15 protein-coding genes are annotated in these 18578 nt (G+C 61.3%); 8 read left to right on the top strand and 7 right to left on the bottom strand.

Annotated features, from left to right (window positions below):
- Positions 1-191 precede the first annotated feature (191 nt).
- A complete protein-coding gene (locus tag EJA72_RS04675; protein WP_157710358.1) occupies positions 192-563 on the top strand; it encodes a DUF6124 family protein in 372 nt (123 codons plus the stop codon).
- 151 nt (positions 564-714) lie between these two features.
- Here the strand turns inward: EJA72_RS04675 and EJA72_RS04670 are convergent, their stop codons facing one another.
- From EJA72_RS04670 to pilG, 7 genes are all read right to left on the bottom strand, one after another.
- Positions 715-1794 carry an RHS repeat-associated core domain-containing protein gene (locus EJA72_RS04670; protein WP_157710357.1) on the bottom strand — a complete coding sequence of 360 codons (1080 nt, stop codon included), beginning with the start codon at positions 1792-1794 and terminating at the stop codon, positions 715-717.
- A gap of 211 nt (positions 1795-2005) precedes the next feature.
- Positions 2006-2461, bottom strand: coding sequence for a chemotaxis protein CheW (locus EJA72_RS04665; protein ID WP_157710356.1), 456 nt, complete (start codon positions 2459-2461; stop codon positions 2006-2008).
- On the bottom strand, positions 2454-8471 hold the full coding sequence (locus EJA72_RS04660) for an Hpt domain-containing protein (protein WP_157710355.1): 6018 nt from the start codon (positions 8469-8471) through the stop codon (positions 2454-2456). The genes EJA72_RS04665 and EJA72_RS04660 overlap by 8 nt, the downstream gene beginning before the upstream one ends.
- A 50-nt stretch (positions 8472-8521) precedes the next feature.
- Entirely contained in the window at positions 8522-10579 is a 2058-nt protein-coding gene (locus tag EJA72_RS04655) for a methyl-accepting chemotaxis protein (RefSeq protein WP_157710354.1), read from the bottom strand.
- 155 nt (positions 10580-10734) lie between these two features.
- Positions 10735-11268 carry a chemotaxis protein CheW gene (locus tag EJA72_RS04650; protein WP_157710353.1) on the bottom strand — a complete coding sequence of 178 codons (534 nt, stop codon included), beginning with the start codon at positions 11266-11268 and terminating at the stop codon, positions 10735-10737.
- A 10-nt stretch (positions 11269-11278) separates the two neighbouring features.
- A complete protein-coding gene (gene pilH, locus EJA72_RS04645) occupies positions 11279-11644 on the bottom strand; it encodes a twitching motility response regulator PilH (RefSeq protein ID WP_060542929.1) in 366 nt (121 codons plus the stop codon).
- Positions 11645-11701: 57 nt separating this feature from the next.
- Positions 11702-12106: a twitching motility response regulator PilG gene (gene pilG / locus EJA72_RS04640; RefSeq protein WP_157710352.1), complete on the bottom strand. Its 405-nt coding sequence runs from the start codon at positions 12104-12106 to the stop codon at positions 11702-11704.
- A 361-nt stretch (positions 12107-12467) separates the two neighbouring features.
- Between pilG and gshB the strand changes: the two genes are divergently transcribed.
- The 7 genes from gshB to EJA72_RS04605 all read left to right on the top strand — a co-directional run bounded on the left by gshB (position 12468) and on the right by EJA72_RS04605 (position 18499).
- Positions 12468-13421, top strand: a complete 954-nt coding sequence (gshB, locus tag EJA72_RS04635; RefSeq protein ID WP_059402575.1) for a glutathione synthase — start codon at positions 12468-12470, stop codon at positions 13419-13421.
- 77 nt (positions 13422-13498) lie between these two features.
- A complete protein-coding gene (locus tag EJA72_RS04630) occupies positions 13499-14398 on the top strand; it encodes an energy transducer TonB (RefSeq protein WP_157710351.1) in 900 nt (299 codons plus the stop codon).
- A gap of 206 nt (positions 14399-14604) precedes the next feature.
- A complete protein-coding gene (locus EJA72_RS04625; protein WP_157710350.1) occupies positions 14605-15177 on the top strand; it encodes a YqgE/AlgH family protein in 573 nt (190 codons plus the stop codon).
- The gene (gene ruvX, locus EJA72_RS04620; protein ID WP_003195067.1) at positions 15177-15614 is read left to right on the top strand and encodes a Holliday junction resolvase RuvX; all 438 of its coding nucleotides are present in this window, start codon (positions 15177-15179) and stop codon (positions 15612-15614) included. Before EJA72_RS04625 ends, ruvX begins: the two co-directional genes overlap by 1 nt.
- Positions 15615-15695: 81 nt before the next feature.
- Positions 15696-16199, top strand: a complete 504-nt coding sequence (gene pyrR / locus EJA72_RS04615) for a bifunctional pyr operon transcriptional regulator/uracil phosphoribosyltransferase PyrR (protein WP_157710349.1) — start codon at positions 15696-15698, stop codon at positions 16197-16199.
- Positions 16200-16226: 27 nt separating this feature from the next.
- Positions 16227-17231: an aspartate carbamoyltransferase catalytic subunit gene (locus tag EJA72_RS04610; RefSeq protein ID WP_053163287.1), complete on the top strand. Its 1005-nt coding sequence runs from the start codon at positions 16227-16229 to the stop codon at positions 17229-17231.
- Positions 17228-18499, top strand: coding sequence for a dihydroorotase (locus tag EJA72_RS04605; protein ID WP_178129051.1), 1272 nt, complete (start codon positions 17228-17230; stop codon positions 18497-18499). Before EJA72_RS04610 ends, EJA72_RS04605 begins: the two co-directional genes overlap by 4 nt.
- The last annotated feature ends 79 nt before the right edge of the window (positions 18500-18578 follow it).

Genomic DNA, 18578 nt, shown 5'->3' with positions numbered 1-18578 from the left:
GAGGCTACAAAGTCTGGCGTCGCTGCCTACGGCAATGCCGGAAGCCGCTGACTGGTGCGGTTTTGTTCTGATCATTATCGTTTGGGTGTCGCTGCCAATTCAGCGACCGGGCCTGGAACCCCGAAAAAAACGGGAGCAAATGCGCCATTCATAACGAATGGGCCAACTCCAATCTGTAAGCGGAAACTCATATGTCCAAGGAAACGCCAAACCCAGCAGATAACACTGACACTGACTCCCTAGAAGCCCTCGAAACCAAAAAACTCAAGGAAGCCGCTGACCGCGTCTTCGCGCACTACTTCCCCCCGGCTGACGAAAAACCAGCCACCCCCCGCAAATTCCAGATATTCATCGTCTCCCCCAATATCGACACCGAAGCGCTGCTGGCCAATGCGTCTGAAGACTTGCTGTCCATCAGCGCGATTGCGGCGGATCTGGCAGATGGCGTGGAAGGCTCACGCCGCTCGGTAGCCCTGGCGCTTAGCCGAATGGCCGATGGTGTGCAGTTATTGGTGGAGCGGGCACTGGATAACCATGAGGCGCTGGCTCAGGCCAAGGCCTAACGCAGAACCCTTTGTGGCGAGGGAGCTTGCTCCCGCTCGGCTGCGCAGCAGCCGTAAAACCATCGCACCCGGTGTAACTGATATTCGGCGGTTGCAGGTTTTGGGGCCGCTTCGCGACCCAGCGGGAGCACGCTCCCTCGCCACGACACTCTCAGTCCTGCTCAGCCCAGGATTGAAAAACTTCAGGATTTCGAATGCGCGAACTTGAAAACACTCCGACAGTCGAAGGTCTCGGGCGAAAACTCCCATTCCTTGACGCAACTGCGAAAGATTGCCTTAAATCCTCCATAACATTACGATGTTTGATTGTATCGCCAACCAACATACTTCCTTCCTTGTAAATCGGAGCAAGGCTCTTAACTTTTAAATGGCTATAATCCGGATGCACATTTACGTTAAGGTCTACATCCGCCAAAGAACCCACTTCAAATTTATTCCAAGCCATTGCTTGTAAGGATTCACCGGCTTTTGGAATGGCTTTCCCTAACTGCACATTCGACGACAACCCCCTTGGAAACCTGATCGAACGAAGAGTATCAGTCTTCCTTCGAAGTAGTAACTCACCAAACGGGACTTTGCCAAAGTGTTTGGTCAGCTCAATATCTCTGGTATTCCATTCGTACCAAGGAGTATGTTCAAGGCGTGAATATCTCATACGTATATATGCCGGCGTTGCCATTTTAATCCATGGACTCGAGAAACCTCCCGTTTTATCAAGCCTGTTAACCGGGTCTCCCAAGCAATACACATAAGTATTGATCCCACCTTTGCCAAATGGACTCAAACTGTCTGGACTATTAAAACGCATTAACATCGGATTAAACGCCCGATACCCATTTCCCAACAAATAATGCCCTGTCACTGCATCCCGCCGTTCGCCGTTAAAACCCAGCAAACTTGTGAGTCCGCTTTCTGCGGGACGATGGCCATAAGGTGAATAACCCATCGGAGCTTCAGGTCGCTGGCCTACGCTTTGCAACACCGACCGCTGCACATCAGTAGCCAACAACTCGGTTTCCACAGCAGTGCCCAACTGTTGTTTTTGTTGCGCCAACAACTGATCGCCGTTCTGCATGATCGAGCACTGCAATAGCCCCTGAGTTTCCGTGGCTAACCGATTTTTGCAGTAAAAACGCTGGGATTGAACCTGCTCGGGCGTTTTCAAGCCGATCAGACGATCCAGGGGATCATAGTGATATTTGCAGAATGCCGTTGCAGGTATAGAAGACATTGTTTTAACTCCTGAGAGCCCTATGTTCAAGGGGATTCACATTCGGAGTTTTTGCGATGGTTGTCTACTATCAGAACTGATAGGTGGACACAGTAGCAGTGCCAGATGGCTGGAAAACCCCGGCAACAGTGCCGACGCCATCGTCGGAACGCCGCCCGGAGCAGGCTCGCTCCCACAGGGGGTTGTGTGCACCTCGATGCAATGTAAGCAGTCAGAACAACCCAGCATCCACAAGCAGTTCTTCCAGCGCCAACAAGTCCGGCACCTTGGCCACCTGATCCCCCACCTGCACCGCCGCCTGTTCCAGCGCACACAACGGCACGTCCACATAGCTCAACTGGCTGTCGAGCTTGTAAGACCTCGGAATCCCCTGCACCAGCAACGCAATAAACTTCAGCTCAGGCCGCCCGCCCAGGGCGTTGAGAATCACAATCCGTGCCCGCTCGCCGATGACGATTTTGTCGCCACACGCCGACTCGAAACTGAGCAACGGAATCTGCCGCTCCCGCCAGCTCACCCGGCCCAGGTACCACGGCGGCGTATCAAGATCGAATGCCGCAGGCTGGTAGTCGATCAGCTCCGCGACCGCGACGTTGGGCAGGATCAAATGGCGGTCAGCCAAGGGCAGCAGCAGGCCGGTGAGGTTGCTGGTGCGGTGTTCAAGCATGGGTTTTGCTCCACAAGGCGATGCTTTCGAGCAGCACCGATTCCTGGTACGGCTTGCCGAGGTAGTCGTTGACGCCGATGGCCATGGCGCGGTCGCGGTGTTTCTGGCCGGTGCGCGAGGTGATCATGATGATCGGCAGGTGCTGCAAACGTTCGTCGTTGCGCACTTGGGTGGCGACTTCGAAGCCGTCCATGCGCGGCATTTCGATGTCCAGCAGCATCACGTCCGGCCTATGTTCTTCGAGCAGCAACATGGCGTCGACGCCATCCTTCGCGGTCAGCACGCTCATGCCGTGGCGTTCGAGCAACCGGCTGGTGACCTTGCGTACCGTCACCGAGTCGTCGACCACCATCACCAGCAACGGCTTGTGCGGTTCAACGTCCACCTCCGGCGTCGCACTGCGCTGCGGCAAGCGGGCCTGCATCGCGCGAATCGGCGCGAGCAGATCGAGAATCAGCACCACTCGCCCGTCCCCCAGGATCGTCGCCCCGGACAAGCCCTGCACCGAAGCGAATTGCGGCCCGAGGCTTTTGACCACGATCTCCCGCGTGCCGGCCATGGAGTCGACCTGCACCGCGATGTGCCGCTCGTTGCATTGCACCAACAAAACCGGCAGCGGCAGGCTCTGGCCCAGCAGTTTCGGGCGAGGGCCGGTTTTCAGCAGTTCGCCGAGGTAGCACAGTTCGTAATGTTGCCCGGCGTATTTGTAAGTTGGCGGATCGAGCCGGTAATGCCCTTCGAGCTCGTTCGGCAATACGCGAACGATGCCGTCGATGGTGTTCAGCGGAATCGCATACTGATCCTCGCCGCACTGCACCATCAGCGCCCGGTTGACCGACACGGTGAATGGCAGGCGAATCCGGAAGTGCACGCCCTGCCCTGGCACCGAGTCGATGCTCATCGTGCCGCCCAGTTGCCGAACCTCTTCATGCACCACGTCCATGCCCACGCCACGCCCGGAAATCTGGGTGATTTTTTCGGCCGTGGAGAAGCCCGGACGCAGGATGAATTGCAGCACGTCGTGGTCGCTGATATCGCTGTGCGGGTCGAGCAAGCCCCGCTTGATCGCCTTGCGCCGCACGGCCTCCAACGGCACGCCGGCACCGTCGTCGCGGATGTCGAAGATGATGTCGCCGCCCTCACGGGACAGGTCGAGCGAGATCCGGCCTTGAGCCGGTTTGCCGGCCGCGATTCGCACGGCGGCCGATTCCAGGCCATGGTCGACGGCGTTGCGCAGCATGTGCTCCAGCGGCGCGGCCATGCGTTCGAGGACGTTGCGGTCCATCTCGCCTTCGGCGTTGTCGACGACAAACTCGACGTCTTTGCCCAGCTCACTGGAGACCTGGCGCACGATGCGCTTCAAGCGCGGCAGCATGCGCTCGAACGGCACCATGCGCGTGCGCATCAGGCCTTCCTGCAATTCGGTGTTGATGCGGCCCTGCTGTTGCAGCAGGTTTTCGGCGTCCTGATTGCGGCGGTCGAGGGTTTCCTTGAGGTCGAGCAAGTCAGAGGCGGACTCGAACAATGCCCGCGACAGTTGCTGCAACTGCGAGTGACGGTCCATTTCCAGCGGATCGAATTCTTCGTAGCCCGAGCGTTCGGCGTCGACCTGCTGACGGCTGAGAATGCGCCCCTGGGTTTCGGTATCGAGGCGTCGCAACTGGTCGCGCATCCGCTCGATGGTGGTCTCCATCTCGCTCAGCGCTACGTGCGCATCGTTGACTTGCTGTTCGATCCGGCCACGGAAGATCGAGGTTTCGCCCGCCAGGTTGACCAGTTCATCGAGCAGTTCGGCCGAGACCTTGACCATGTCGGCGCTGGTGTCGATCAGCGGCGCGGCGATTTCGGCCTTCGGAGTCGTCGGCAGAACTGCGGGTGCAGGTGCTTGAAGCGCTGCCGGATGGCTGAAATCCCTTATCGTGTCGATCAAGCGGTCGGCCGGTGGCAATGGCTGACCGGCACGGGTCGCGTCCAGCATCTGTGCCAGTCGGTCGTGGCTGCTTTGCAGCAAGGCGAACAGTGCGGGGGTCGGTTGCAACACCCCGGCCGACAGGCCTTCGTAGAGAAATTCCAGCTCATGGGCGAGGTCGCCGATGGGCGCAATTTCGACCATCCGCGCGCCGCCCTTGAGGGTGTGCAGGTCGCGCAGCAGGGTTTCCATTTCCTGACGATTCGAAGGCTCGTCCTGCCAGCGCACCAACGCCGCGCCCGAGTTTTCGATGATGTCGAAACCTTCTTCGAGGAAGATCTCCAGCAACTCTGGATCATGGCCTGGCGAGTCGTTGGTGGTCGCCGGTTCGGCCACTTCTACACAGCAGACGTTACCTTGGCGAAACGCGCGAATGGCCTCGATCAATTCGGCTGGATCCCCCAGAGGCTGGTGGTTTTGCAACTGTTCAAGGAACAGCGCCAGCTGGTCATGGCTGCGTTGCAGCAGTTGCGCGAGCGCTACGCTGTGGCAGTAACGGCGGTCGACCAGTCCTTCATAAAGGCTTTCCAGCTCATGGGCCAGATCACCGACCGGTTCGACCTCGGCCATCCGCGCGCCGCCCTTGAGGGTGTGCAGGTCTCGTTGCAGGGATGACAATGGCGCGGCGTTTTCCGGGTCGGTTAGCCAGCGGTGCAAGGCCTGGCCGGCGCTTTCGAGGATATCCACGGCTTCTTCGAGGAAGATTGAAACGATTTCGTCGTCCAGCCCGACGGCATGCTCTTTTGTGGGAGCTGGCCTGCCGGCGATGGACTCACCGGCACCGCGTTTATCCAATGGGCGCGCGTCATCGTTGACGTCCATCGCGAGCAAGCTCGCTCCTACAGGGGGGAGCGTGCGTTCAAGTTCGGCGGTGGCATCGGCCAGATCGCGGATGCTCAGCGTGCGGCTGCCGTCGCTGCGAATCAGGCCCATCGCGGACGGGTCGAGGCTGGCGTCGAGCAAGCTGCGCAAGGCCCGGACTCGTTCCGGTTGCGGGCTGACTTCCTGGCCGGCGGCCAGTTCGTCGAGCATGTTGATCAGCGCTTCGTGGGCACTTTGCGCTTCATGAAAGAAGCCCTCGCTGACCGCCAGGCTGCTTTCTTCCACAGCGCCATACAGGTCGAGCAAGGCTTCGCAGAGTTCGTCCACCGGGTGCAAATCGGCCAGGTGCGCGCCTTCGCCCAAGGTGGTCAATTCGTCGAGCAGCGCGCTGAGTTCCTGACGCTCGCCGGGATGCTGTTGCCAACGCTGCAGCAGGCTTTCCGCGTCCAGCAGAATGTCCATACCCTGGGCGAGGAAGTTATTGATCAATTGCGGGTCACGCTTGATGCGCAGCCCGGTGTTCGGCGCGCTCAAGAGCGTTTCCAGTCGCTCGGCCAGCAACGCCTTGGTGCGCTCGATCAACGCACGGGCACCGGGAATCTCCGCCAACGGATCAGTCTTGAGCTGTCGCAGGCCGAGGCGAAACAAGCCTTCGGCTTCGAGCAGCAACTCCACTTCGTCGAGGTCCAGCGCCAGCAGGTGCGCCTTGTACTCACGGGCGAGCTGATCCAGCGGCGTCGCCATTTCGGCGATCGGCAACACGCCGGCCATCGAGGCGCTGCCCTTGAGCGTGTGCAATGCCCGCTGCAACTCGTCGCTGGCCTGCAGCGGAACGTGCTCGGCGGCCTGGTCGAGGAAGCGGTTGAGGCTGGCGAGATGGGTCTCGGCTTCCTTGCGGAAGATCTCCAGCAGTAGCGGGTCGAGCGCCGCCACGTCCTGGGTATCTTCATCGCTGGCCGGCGTGTCGCCCTTGGCGAGGGCATGCGCACGGGCCGCCAAGTGATCGACTTCGTTGCTCTGGCGCTGGGCATTGCCGGCGAATTCGGCCACCAGCACCGGCAACAGATCAAGCGTATCAGCCAACAGTTGCTGCACCGCAGGCCCGGGGGCAATGCTGTGTTCAAGGACCCGATTGAGCAGGTTTTCCACGGCCCAGGCCAACTCTCCGAGCACCAGCGCACGCACCATGCGGCCGCTGCCCTTGAGCGTATGGAAGGCCCGGCGCAATTCACTCAGGGCGGATTTGTCAGAGGGATTCGACGACCAGCGCGGCAGGTATTCGCGCAGGATATCCAGGACTTCGTCGGTTTCTTCGAGGAAGACTTCCCGCAGCTCATCGTCCACCGGCTCCTCGCCCAACGGCGGCGGCAACAGGCTGCCCGGCGTGTTCAATGCCGGCGGGTTGAGTGCGGACACGGGGCTGGCCAACACATCAGCCAGGGTCTGGACGATTTCCGGATCGTCCAGTTCCTGAAGGTCGTGCATGACCTGCGCTTCGCTCGGGCTGAGTACATCTTCAAGCATCGGCACATGCTTTTCGTTCGGGAAAAACCCGAGCGAGGCCAGGCTCTTCTCGGCCACATCAAGCAGCGTTTCGCCAGGCGCTTCGGGGTCGTCGCTAAGGCGCTCCAGGTAATACTCGATGCTGGTAATCACGTCGGCCAGACTGTCCAGTTCCTGCCAGCCGGGCTGGTCAGTGTCCAGCAGCAGATGCTCGCGAATGAAGTGGTTGCAGGTCTCGATCAGGCTCGCCGCACGGCTCAGCGGAATCATCGCCAGCGCGCCACGGACCTGGGTCAGCAGTGCCGGCAATGGCAGCAAATGCTGGCGGTCCCAATCGGCGTCGATGTAGTCGACGATCATGTCCTTGGCCTGTTGCAGGCAGATCCGCGCCTCGCGAATCACGATTTGATGAATCTGGGTCAGGTCGGTGGTGGGCAGGCGGCTGTCTTCCTGGCTCTCCGGCTCCACCGTGCCAACCATGCCGGCCAGCGTCGCCTCGACATAGAGCAAGGCACCGGCGACGTCCATCAGGATCGCATCGTTGGGCTCGCGTTGGCCTTGGGCAAGGCTCAGGACCACCGCCAATTGATCGATGATGACTTTGCGCGGCTGGCCGAAACCCAGCACCGCCAGGGTGTCGGCGATTTGCCGCAAGGGCGCCAGCAGGCTGTCGAGGTCCGAGGTGTGCTGGCGGTCGCTGCGCACGAACAGGTCCAGGCGCTCTTTGACCCGCACCAGTTCTTCGCACAGCGCGGCCAGTACCGAGCGCATGGCATCACGGTCCGGGCCTGCCAGCCGTGCGCGTTCTTCGTCGACCATTGCGCTGTCAGGCAACGCGTCGTCCAGTCCGTAGCGATCTTTCATGGTCAGCATCTGCCCGGTGGGATGTTCGGCCTTGGCAATGTAAAACAGCAAACTTTTCAGTAGTTCGGGCGGCGCCGACTGATTGATGCCGGCGATACCTTGCTCGAGCAGGCGTTTGAGTTCTTTGTCCGCGTCCTTGAACAGGCTGCGTAGTGCCGGACTGTTGGCAATTGAGCCATTGCGCATGCCTTCGACCAGCGCCGAAGCGACTTGCCACAGCAGGCTCAGGGGCGCGGCACCGCAAAGCCCTTCAAGGCGCGAGAAAACCTTGGCCAGGTAATCGAGATTGGTGACGTTGGCCTGTTCGCGCAGAAAACCGACCAGGGCCATTTGCAACATCTGCCGCAACTTGCGCAGTACACCGGGTAAATCCGCCGGCTCCAGCAGCGCCAGCGCCTCATCGTCCAACGGTGGAAGTTCCGGCAGTTGCGGGCTGAACAGGCTGGTTTCCGATAACAGGGTTTCACCACGGGCGCTGCGCAAATCGTTGATCAGCGGCAGCACCACCAGCGGTAAATCCCGGCGTGCGCCTTGCACCCGGTCCAGGTAGATCGGCAGTTGCCCAAGGGCTTGCAACAATAGATGAAGCGCCTCGTCGCGATGACTCACGCGGTTCTGTTGCAAGGCGGCGACCAGCTGTTCCATCTCTTCGGCGAGCAGGGCCGCGCCGTAGAACTCGACCATCTGCAAACTGCCATGAACCTGATGGATGCACGCCAGGCAATCGCTCAACGCGTGCGTCGCCTGCGGGTCATCCAGCAGACCTTCGATGGCGTGATGAGCCTGCTTCAGCGTTTCGGCAATCTCGCCCTTGACCCATTCGAGGGCCACATAGTCGTGCCGATCACCCATAACCACTCCAAATCCCCACAGCAATCAAGAACCTTGCGCCCGCAGGCGGTTCACGCGTTATCCACAGCCTGCGACTTGGCCGGCGGCAAGGTGAAGCCGGACACCGAGCGCCGCAGCTGACTGGCCATTTTCGCCAGGTTGCCGATGCTCTCGGCCGTGGCGGTGGAGCCGGATGAGGTCTGCGACGTGATCTGCTGGATCACGTTCATCGTCAGGGAAATCTGACCGGCCGAAGACGTCTGCTGCTGGGCGGCGTTGGAAATGCTCTGGATCAATGCCGCCAGGGTTTTCGATACGCCTTCGATTTCTTCCAGGGCCACCCCGGCATCTTGCGCCAGACGTGCACCGCGCACCACTTCGGTGGTGGTCTGCTCCATGGAGATCACCGCTTCATTGGTATCAGTCTGGATCGCCCTGACCAGGGTTTCAATCTGCCGGGTGGCGGCGGATGAGCGCTCGGCCAGGCGCTGGACTTCGTCGGCCACGACGGCAAAACCGCGCCCGGCATCACCGGCCATGGACGCCTGGATGGCCGCGTTGAGCGCGAGGATGTTGGTCTGATCGGCAATGTCATCGATCAGGCTGACAATGTCGCCGATTTCCTGGGAAGACTCGCCCAGGCGCTTGATGCGCTTGGCGGTGTCCTGGATCTGTTCGCGGATGTTGTCCATGCCGTGGATGGTGTTGTGCACCACCTCGTTGCCCTTGTTGGCAATTTCCACCGAGCGCTCGGCCACGGCGGAGGATTCGGCGGCGTTGGCCGAAACCTGGTCGATGGACTGGGCCATGTCGTTGATCGCAGTGGACGCTTCGCTGATCTGTTGCGCCTGATGTTCCGAGGCCTGCGCCAGGTGCATGGCGGTGGCCTGGGTTTCCTGGACGGCAGCGGCCACCTGGCCGGCCGTGAGGTTGATGGTCGCCACCAGGTCGCGCAACTGGTCCACGGAATAGTTGATCGAATCGGCGATGGTGCCGGTGAAGTCTTCGGTTACCGAGGCCGTTACCGTCAGGTCGCCGTCCGCCAGGTCTTCGATCTCGTCGAGCAGGCGCATGATCGCGTTCTGGTTACGCTCGTTCTTCTCGGCCGTTTCGCGCAACTGGCGATTGGTTTCGCGCACCATGACCAGACCGATCAGGATGATCGACGTCAGCGCCAGCAAGCCCAGCACATAGCCACCGATGGTGTCGGTGTCACGCCCGCCGGCGAGGTTTTCGAAACCGGTGGCCAGGTGCGAGGCTTCGTCGAGCAGGGTTTGCGACAACGTGAAGATGTTGCCAGCCGACTCGCGGACTTTGAACAATTCAGGCGACGTTTCGAGGATTTCATCCACCGAGCCCGAAACGAATTCGAACAGTTCGGAAATCTCGGTCAGACGGGCCCGCGCATCGCGGTCTTCGACCTGGCTGACTTTCAGCGCTGGATTGCCCTGAAGCATGCCCGTGAGCACCTGGCCAAAGCGCGCGGCGTCGCGACCGAACGCGTCGGCCGCCTGTTGCGAACTTTCATCGCCCGACAACACGGTATTCACCGCCCCCAGAATGCGCTCGGCCAACAGCGACTGACGCTGGGCCATCGCGACCTGAGCCGCAGGGGCGCCGCGCTGAAGAAGGATTTCGACGACTTTTTCGTATTCGACCTGCAATTGCGGCACGGTTTCGGCCAGCGTCGCGGCGACTTGATGCAGCGACAGAACGGTCTGCTCGCTGGAGAGAATGGCATCGGTGTTTTTCAGCAGGCGTTCCCAGTCCAGCTGCACGGCCCGCATTTCCGGGCGCACGGTGGACGGTGCTGGCGGCAGGCCGGTGGCCGGGTCGCCCTTTTTCAGGTAACCCCAACGCTGGGCAAAGTCGTTGCGCGCATCGCTCAGCAGCTTGAACGCCGCCGACTTGCCGGCGGCCGCTTCGGTGGCGTTTTTGGCAATGCGCTGAGACAGCACGCGCAGCTCACCGGCGTGACCGATGTACTGTTTATCGTACGTGGCCTGGGTGTTGAGGTAAGCGAAGTTGGCGAACAGCAGCATGATGAAGACGATCAGCGCGATGAACAGCACGATGATCTGCGAGCGGCTGCGCGATCCTTCTGGCTTGCCTGTTTTTGCTTTTATCATCGATCCTCGCCTGTTAACCAACCTTTAGAACCCACCGAAGAACCTGTGGCGAGGGAGCTTGCTCCCGCTGGGCTGCGAAGCGGCCCTAAAAACAGGACTGCTGCGCAGTCCAGCGGGAGCAAGCTCCCTCGCCACAAAATCTCGATCCCGCTGGGCTACACCGCCACGCTCATGAATCCTTGTGACCGCACCAGCGCAAACGGGCTGAACACCTGCCAGTTTTGCTCGCGCTCGAACCGGCCTTTGATGAAAGGTGCGATCGGGTCGATCAAGGTATCGACGGGCTCAAGGCTGTCCTGGGCAAAGTGCTGGAGGCCGAAGACTTCGTCGACCATCAACCCGGCAAACACGTCGTGATGCTCCACCACCAACACCCGGCGCTGCTTGCGCGCGACCGACAGCTCATGGCCAAAGAAGCCGCACAGATCCATGATCGGCAACAACCGCCCACGCAGGTTGGCCACCCCCTTGACCCAGGGTTTGACGCCCGGCAGCTGGGTAAAACGCGGTTCATGCAGGACTTCGCTGACTTCGCCCATCGGCGCGACGTACCAATGTTCGCCCAGACGGAAACCGATGCCGCTCCAGCTGTCCTGCCGTGTCGGCTGCGACGGCAAATCCGCCGCCAGCAGGCGACAGCGCTGGTCGATCTGCAGCAGCAGTTCGAAAGCCGTCAGCGACTCGGTCATGGCTGGACGATCAACCGGCCAGCACGTTGTTCAGGGTTTTGATCAGGGTCTCTTCATCGACCGGTTTGGTCAGGTAATCCCTGGCGCCCTGGCGCGTCCCCCAGACCTTGTCGGTTTCCTGATCCTTGGTGGTGATGATGATCACCGGGATGTGCCCGGTGTCCGGGTCTTTGGTCAGCTGACGGGTCGCCTGGAAACCGTTGAGGCCAGGCATCACGATGTCCATCAGCACGGCGTCAGGTTTTTCCTGACGGGCCAGGGCCACGCCGTCGGCGCCGTTTTCGGCTTTCAACACTTCATGACCGTGCTTTTCCAGCATGCCGGTCAGTTTGTACATTTCGGTCGGCGAGTCATCGACGATCAGAATACGTGCCATGGTCTTCCCCATTCTTGTCGACACCGGGCCCACTGGCCGAGCGTCACTGTGCGTGTCCTACTGCGGTAGAACGGCGGCGAAGCCCGGTACATGGGCCTGGATCGCGTTCAGCAGTTCTTCCTTGCTGAAAGGCTTGGTCAAAAACTGGTCGGAGCCGACGATGCGCCCCTTGGCCTTGTCGAACAGCCCGTCCTTGGACGACAGCATAATCACTGGCGTGGACTTGAACGCACTGTTGTTCTTGATCAAGGCGCAGGTCTGATAGCCATCCAGGCGCGGCATCATGATGTCGACAAAGATGATGCCGGGATGATGATCGGCAATCTTGGCCAGCGCATCGAAACCATCGATGGCCGTAATAACTTCACAACCCACGTTCTTCAACAGCGTTTCGGCGGTGCGACGAATCGTTTTCGAATCATCGATCACCATGACCTTCAAGGCGCTGGAATGCTGGTCCATAAATGCTCTACCGTCGCCTTTGCGAATCAATTTGTCCGTTTATGGATCTTCGGAGGCTCGAAACCCTTGTCGTTCAAGGGCCAGCACGACATGGCAGTCTTTTTAGCACAGTCTCCAACTCCAATCTATCGGGGGACTGGCGCGGTGGTTTTTCCTTGACCGGGAACACACTCGGCGCCACTCTGACGCCACTTTTATACGGTCCTTTGGATTGATCTTTTGTGGGAGCGAGCCTGCTCGCGATGGTCGTCAACGATGACGCGTGCCAGCAGGATAAGCGCGGTGTCCTGAAGTCCATCGCGAGCAGGCTCGCTCCTACAGGGGACTTACATAGGCCTCACCCACTTCAGAGGAAAAACCCATGAGCGTTCGCGTCGGGATTGTCATGGACCCTATCGCCAGCATTTCCTATAAAAAGGATAGCTCGCTGGCCATGCTGCTGGCCGCGCAGAAGCGCGGTTGGGAACTGTTCTATATGGAACAGCGCGATTTGTACCAGGGCGAAGGTGAAGCCCGGGCGCGGATGCGGCCGTTGAAGGTCTTCGCCAACCCGGAAAAATGGTTCGAACTGGAAGCCGAGACCGACGCGCTGCTGAGCGATCTGGACGTGATCCTGATGCGCAAGGACCCGCCGTTCGACATGGAGTTCGTCTACTCCACTTACCTGCTCGAACAAGCCGAGCGCGCTGGCGTGCTGGTGGTCAACAAGCCGCAGAGCCTGCGTGACTGCAACGAAAAGCTGTTCGCCACGCTTTTCCCGCAGTGCACGCCGCCGACCGTGGTCAGCCGCCGCGCCGACGTGCTGCGCGAATTCGCGGCCAAACACGGCGACGTGATCCTCAAGCCGCTGGACGGCATGGGCGGCACCTCGATCTTCCGTCACCGCGCGGGCGACCCGAACCTGTCGGTGATCCTCGAAACCCTGACTGCGCTGGGTGCCCAGCAGATCATGGGCCAGGCGTACCTGCCGGCGATCAAGGACGGCGACAAACGCATCCTGATGATCGACGGCGAACCGGTGGATTACTGCCTGGCGCGCATCCCGGCGGCCGGTGAAACCCGCGGCAACCTGGCGGCCGGCGGCCGTGGTGAAGCGCGTCCGTTGACCGACAAAGACCGCTGGATTGCTGCACAAGTCGGCCCGACCCTGCGCGAGAAAGGCTTGCTGTTCGTGGGCCTGGACGTGATCGGCGAGCACCTGACGGAAATCAACGTCACCAGCCCGACCTGCATTCGCGAGATTGATAATGCGTTCGGCACCGACATCGGCGGCCTGCTGATGGATGCCATCGATCAGAAGCTCAAGGCTCGTTGATATAGAACAGCCAAGGTGCGACCAACATTGCGTTATCATGCGCGGCCTGTGAAAAACGCGATGTTGGTTTTCTTGTCATGACACTCCCGTCCGATCTGCCCGCTGAACTCGCCCACCGTGGTGTGCGCCCGGCCGATCGCCTCGGATTTACCCTGTTTCTCGCGGCGCTGGTTCATCTGGCGTTGCTGCTGGGCGTCGGCTTTACGATGGTCGAACCCAAGCAGATCAGCCGAACCCTGGAAATCACCCTCGCCACCTTCAAAAGCGAAAAGAAGCCCGCCAAGGCTGACTTTCTGGCGCAGGAAAACCAGGAAGGCAGCGGCACCCTGGATAAAAAGGCAATTCCCAAGACCACCGAGGTCGCGCCGTTCCAGGACAACAAGGTGCAGAAAGTCACCCCACCGCCGGCCGCCAAGCCTGAAGTGCAGGAAGCGCCACCCAAGGCTGCCGTGACGACCGTCGCGCCAAAGCCAAAGAAAGCCCCGGCCAAAAACGAAGAACCCAAGACCGAAACCAGGCCCGCCGTGGCCGCGCCGACGTTCGACAGCTCGCAGCTGTCCAGCGACATCGCCAGCCTCGAAGCGGAACTGGCCAACGAACAACAGCTGTACGCCAAACGCCCGCGTATCCATCGCTTGAGCGCCGCATCGACCATGCGCGACAAGGGCGCCTGGTATAAGGACGAATGGCGCAAGAAGGTCGAGCGCATCGGCAACCTCAATTACCCCGACGAAGCGCGGCGCCAGCAGATTTACGGCAATTTGCGCCTGATGGTCTCTATCAACAGCGATGGCTCGCTGTATGAAGTGCTGGTGCTGGAATCTTCCGGCCAGCCGCTGCTCGATCAGGCCGCCCAGCGCATCGTGCGCCTGGCCGCGCCGTTTGCCCCGTTTACCGGGGACCTGTCGGACGTCGACCGCCTGGAAATCATCCGGACCTGGAAGTTTGCGCGCGGTGACAAGCTTTCCAGTAATTGATCCCCACAGATTTCCAGCACCAATGAATCCCCTGTGGCGAGGGAGCTTGCTCCCGCTGGACGGCGCAGCAGTCCTGTTTTTTGGGGCTGCTTCGCAGCCCAGCGGGAGCAAGCTCCCTCGCCACAAGAGCCCACGCTGGAGATTTGCGGTATTTCCTGTGCATCCCCGGCTTGTCAGTTTGCCCCTCCAACGCCACACTAGCGCTCATGAAAAACGTTAGCCCCAGCTACCTCAAGCATCACTTCCTGATCGCCATGCCACACATGGCCGACCCGAACTTTGCCCACACCTTGACCTACATCGTCGAGCACACGGCCAATGGTGCGATGGGGCTGGTGGTCAACCGCCCGCAAGACCTCAATCTGGCCGATATTCTCGAGCAATTGCGCCCGGACGTAGAGTCGTCAGCGCTGTGCCGGCATGTGCCGATTTTCATCGGCGGGCCCGTGCAGACTGATCGCGGGTTCGTCCTGCACCCGTCGGGCAAGACATTTCAGGCGACCGTTGATCTGGAGGGCGACCTGTCCTTGTCCACCTCCCAGGACGTGCTGTTCGCCATCGCTGACGGCGTTGGCCCGGCAAAAAGCGTGATCGCCCTCGGTTACGCCGGCTGGGAAGCGGGTCAGCTGGAAGCCGAACTGGCGCAGAACGCCTGGCTGACCTGCCCGTTCGACGCCGACATCCTCTTCAACACCAGCAGCGAACTGCGCCTTGAAGCGGCGGCCAAACACCTGGGCATCAACCTCAGCCTGCTGACCAGCCAGGCGGGGCACGCCTGATGGCCCTGCGCCTGATCCTCGGGTTCGACTACGGCACTAAACAGATCGGCGTGGCGGTCGGCCAGGTGATTACTGGCCAGGCCCGCGAGCTCTGCACCTTGAAAGCGCAAAACGGTGTTCCCGACTGGAATCAGGTCGAAGCCCTGATCAAGGAGTGGAAACCCGACGCCGTGGTGGTCGGCCTGCCCTTGAACATGGACGGCACGCCTAGTGACATGTGCCTGCGCGCCGAAAAATTCGCCCGCCGCCTCAATGGCCGCTACAACCTGCCCTTCTATACCCACGATGAACGCCTGACCACGTTTGAAGCCAAGGGCGAACGACGTGATCGCGGCGGGCAAAAGGGCAGTTACCGCGACAATCCGGTCGACGCCATCGCCGCCGCCCTGCTGCTGCAAGGCTGGCTCGACGAAAACACTGCATTGTTCGAATCCTGAAGAGTCGTCATTACGCCTCACTTAGCTACAACCCGAGCCACCTCCAGCACCACCCCGGCTCGGGCCCAAGAAGGAGCAACCATGAGCCTGCCCAATCCCGCCGAACTGATTAGCCAGATGGCGATTCGTCTCAAGGCATACCTGGAACACCGTGGCATCAGCGAACCGCGCTACATCGGCATTCGTACCGGTGGCGTCTGGGTGGCCCAGGCGTTGCTCGATGAACTGGGCAGCGACTCGTCGCTCGGCACCCTGGACGTCTCCTTCTACCGCGACGACTTCAGCCAGAACGGCCTGCACCCGCAAGTGCGTCCGTCAGCGCTGCCGTTCGAGATCGAAGGCCAGCACCTGATCCTGATCGACGACGTGCTGATGAGCGGCCGCACCATCCGTGCCGCGATGAATGAGCTGTTCGACTACGGCCGCCCGGCCAGTGTGACGCTGGTCTGCCTGCTGGACCTGGACGCCGGCGAGCTGCCGATCCGCCCGAACGTGGTCGGCGCAACGCTCACCCTCGCCGCGAACGAGCGCGTGAAGCTGTCCGGCCCGGAACTCAAGCTCGAACTGCAAGACCTCGCCCTTTAATTCGCCCTATTGAGAGTCCCCCTCGCGATGACGCCTCTAGAAACCAAGCGCCCGCTGCAGCTCAATGATCAGGGCCAGCTGCGCCACTTCCTCTCGCTCGACGGTTTGCGCCGCGAGTTGCTGACGGAAATCCTCGACACCGCCGACTCGTTCCTCGAAGTCGGCGCCCGGGCGGTGAAGAAAGTCCCGTTGCTGCGCGGCAAGACCGTGTGCAACGTGTTCTTCGAAAACTCGACCCGCACCCGCACCACCTTCGAATTGGCGGCCCAGCGGCTGTCGGCGGACGTGATCACCCTCAACGTGTCCACGTCGTCGGCGAGCAAGGGCGAAACCCTGCTCGACACCCTGCGCAACCTGGAAGCCATGGCCGCCGACATGTTCGTCGTGCGCCACGGTGATTCCGGCGCCGCGCACTTCATCGCCGAACATGTGTGCCCGCAAGTGGCGATCATCAACGGCGGCGACGGCCGTCACGCGCACCCGACCCAGGGCATGCTCGACATGCTGACGATCCGTCGGCACAAGGGCGGCTTCGAAAATCTCTCTGTAGCCATCGTCGGCGACATCCTGCACTCGCGGGTGGCACGTTCGAACATGCTGGCGCTGAAAACCCTCGGCTGCCCGGACATCCGGGTCATCGCACCGAAAACCCTGCTACCGATCGGCATCGAGCAATACGGCGTGAAGGTCTACACCGACATGGCCGAAGGCCTGAAAGACGTCGACGTGGTGATCATGCTGCGCCTGCAGCGCGAGCGCATGACCGGCGGCCTGCTGCCGAGCGAAGGCGAGTTCTACCGCCTGTTCGGCCTGACCACCGCACGTTTGGCCGGGGCCAAGCCGGACTGCATCGTCATGCACCCGGGGCCGATCAACCGTGGGGTGGAAATCGAGTCGGCGGTGGCCGACGGTCCGCATTCGGTGATTCTCAACCAGGTGACCTACGGCATCGCCATTCGTATGGCCGTGCTGTCCATGGCCATGAGCGGTCAAACGGCGCAACGCCAATTCGAGCAGGAGAACGCCCAGTGAAGCTCAGCATTCTCGGTGCCCGCGTTATCGATCCGGCCAGCGGCCTGGATCAAGTGACTGATATCCACGTTGAAGCCTGCAAGATCGTCGCCCTCGGCGCCGCGCCAGCCGGTTTCGTACCCGTCGACACGATCGATGCCAACGGCCTTGTCGCCGCCCCTGGCCTGGTTGACCTGAACGTCGCCCTGCGCGAGCCGGGCTACAGCCGCAAAGGCTCGATCGTCAGTGAAACCCGCGCTGCGGCGGCCGGTGGCGTGACCAGCCTGTGCTGCCCGCCAAAAACCAAACCGGTGCTGGACACCTCGGCCGTGGCCGAACTGATCCTTGACCGCGCCCGCGAGGCCGGCAATACCAAAGTCTTCCCGATTGGCGCCCTGAGCAAAGGCCTGGACGGCGAACAGCTGGCGGAACTGGTCGCCTTGCGCGACGCCGGTTGCGTGGCGTTCGGCAACGGGCTCGACAGTTTCCGCAACACGCGCACCCTGTGCCGGGCGCTGGAATACGCGGCCACGTTCGATCTGACGGTGGTGTTCAACTCTCAGGACCACGACCTGGCCGAGGGCGGCCTGGCTCATGAAGGCCCGACCGCCAGTTTCCTCGGTTTGCCAGGCATTCCGGAAACCGCTGAAACCGTGGCCCTGGCCCGAGACCTGCTGCTGGTCGAGCAAAGCGGCGTGCGTGCGCATTTCAGCCAGCTCACCAGTGCTCGCGGCGTGGCCCTGATCGCTCAGGCCCAGGCCCGTGGATTGCCGGTGACCGCCGATGTGGCGCTGTATCAGCTGATCCTGACCGATGAAGCGCTGATCGACTTCAGCAGCCTGTACCACGTCCAGCCGCCGCTGCGCACCCGCGCCGACCGCGATGGCCTGCGCGCAGCGGTGAAGTCGGGGGTGATTTCAGCGATCTCCAGCCATCACCAGCCACACGAGCGCGACGCCAAACTGGCGCCGTTTGGCGCGACTGAACCGGGTATCAGCAGCGTTGAGTTGCTGCTGCCGCTGGCGATGACGTTGGTGGAGGATGGCTTGCTGGATTTGCCGACGTTGCTGGCTCGCTTGAGCACCGGGCCTGCCGAGGCATTGCGCCTGCCGGCTGGCAAGCTGGCCGTTGGCGGGCCGGCGGACATCGTGTTGTTTGATCCGGCGGCCTCGACCGTGGCCGGTGAGACCTGGCTGTCCAAGGGTGAGAACTGCCCGTTCATTGGGCATAGTTTGCCGGGTGTGGTGCGTTACACCCTGGTGGATGGGCGGATCAGTCACCAGGCATAAGATTGTGGCGAGGGAGCTTGCTCCCGCTGGGTCGCGTAGCGGCCCCAAAACAGGTCTGCTGCGCAGTCCAGCGGGAGCA

Origin of the sequence: Pseudomonas sp. PB120 (genome assembly GCF_009761815.1) — a bacterium.
GTDB lineage: Bacteria > Pseudomonadota > Gammaproteobacteria > Pseudomonadales > Pseudomonadaceae > Aquipseudomonas.
This window is presented reverse-complemented; position numbering and strand designations above follow the sequence as displayed.

Excerpts from the sequence above, each read along its gene's own strand:
- EJA72_RS04675 (WP_157710358.1), top strand. The coding sequence starts at position 192 with ATGTCCAAGGAAACGCCAAACCCAGCAGATAACACTGACACTGACTCC.
- gshB (WP_059402575.1), top strand. The coding sequence starts at position 12,468 with ATGAGCGTTCGCGTCGGGATTGTCATGGACCCTATCGCCAGCATTTCC.
- pyrR (WP_157710349.1), top strand. The coding sequence starts at position 15,696 with ATGAGCCTGCCCAATCCCGCCGAACTGATTAGCCAGATGGCGATTCGT.
- EJA72_RS04660 (WP_157710355.1), bottom strand. The coding sequence starts at position 8,471 with ATGGGTGATCGGCACGACTATGTGGCCCTCGAATGGGTCAAGGGCGAG.
- EJA72_RS04655 (WP_157710354.1), bottom strand. The coding sequence starts at position 10,579 with ATGATAAAAGCAAAAACAGGCAAGCCAGAAGGATCGCGCAGCCGCTCG.
- EJA72_RS04630 (WP_157710351.1), top strand. The coding sequence starts at position 13,499 with ATGACACTCCCGTCCGATCTGCCCGCTGAACTCGCCCACCGTGGTGTG.
- EJA72_RS04665 (WP_157710356.1), bottom strand. The coding sequence starts at position 2,461 with ATGCTTGAACACCGCACCAGCAACCTCACCGGCCTGCTGCTGCCCTTG.
- pilH (WP_060542929.1), bottom strand. The coding sequence starts at position 11,644 with ATGGCACGTATTCTGATCGTCGATGACTCGCCGACCGAAATGTACAAA.
- EJA72_RS04625 (WP_157710350.1), top strand. The coding sequence starts at position 14,605 with ATGAAAAACGTTAGCCCCAGCTACCTCAAGCATCACTTCCTGATCGCC.
- EJA72_RS04670 (WP_157710357.1), bottom strand. The coding sequence starts at position 1,794 with ATGTCTTCTATACCTGCAACGGCATTCTGCAAATATCACTATGATCCC.
- EJA72_RS04610 (WP_053163287.1), top strand. The coding sequence starts at position 16,227 with ATGACGCCTCTAGAAACCAAGCGCCCGCTGCAGCTCAATGATCAGGGC.
- ruvX (WP_003195067.1), top strand. The coding sequence starts at position 15,177 with ATGGCCCTGCGCCTGATCCTCGGGTTCGACTACGGCACTAAACAGATC.
- pilG (WP_157710352.1), bottom strand. The coding sequence starts at position 12,106 with ATGGACCAGCATTCCAGCGCCTTGAAGGTCATGGTGATCGATGATTCG.
- EJA72_RS04650 (WP_157710353.1), bottom strand. The coding sequence starts at position 11,268 with ATGACCGAGTCGCTGACGGCTTTCGAACTGCTGCTGCAGATCGACCAG.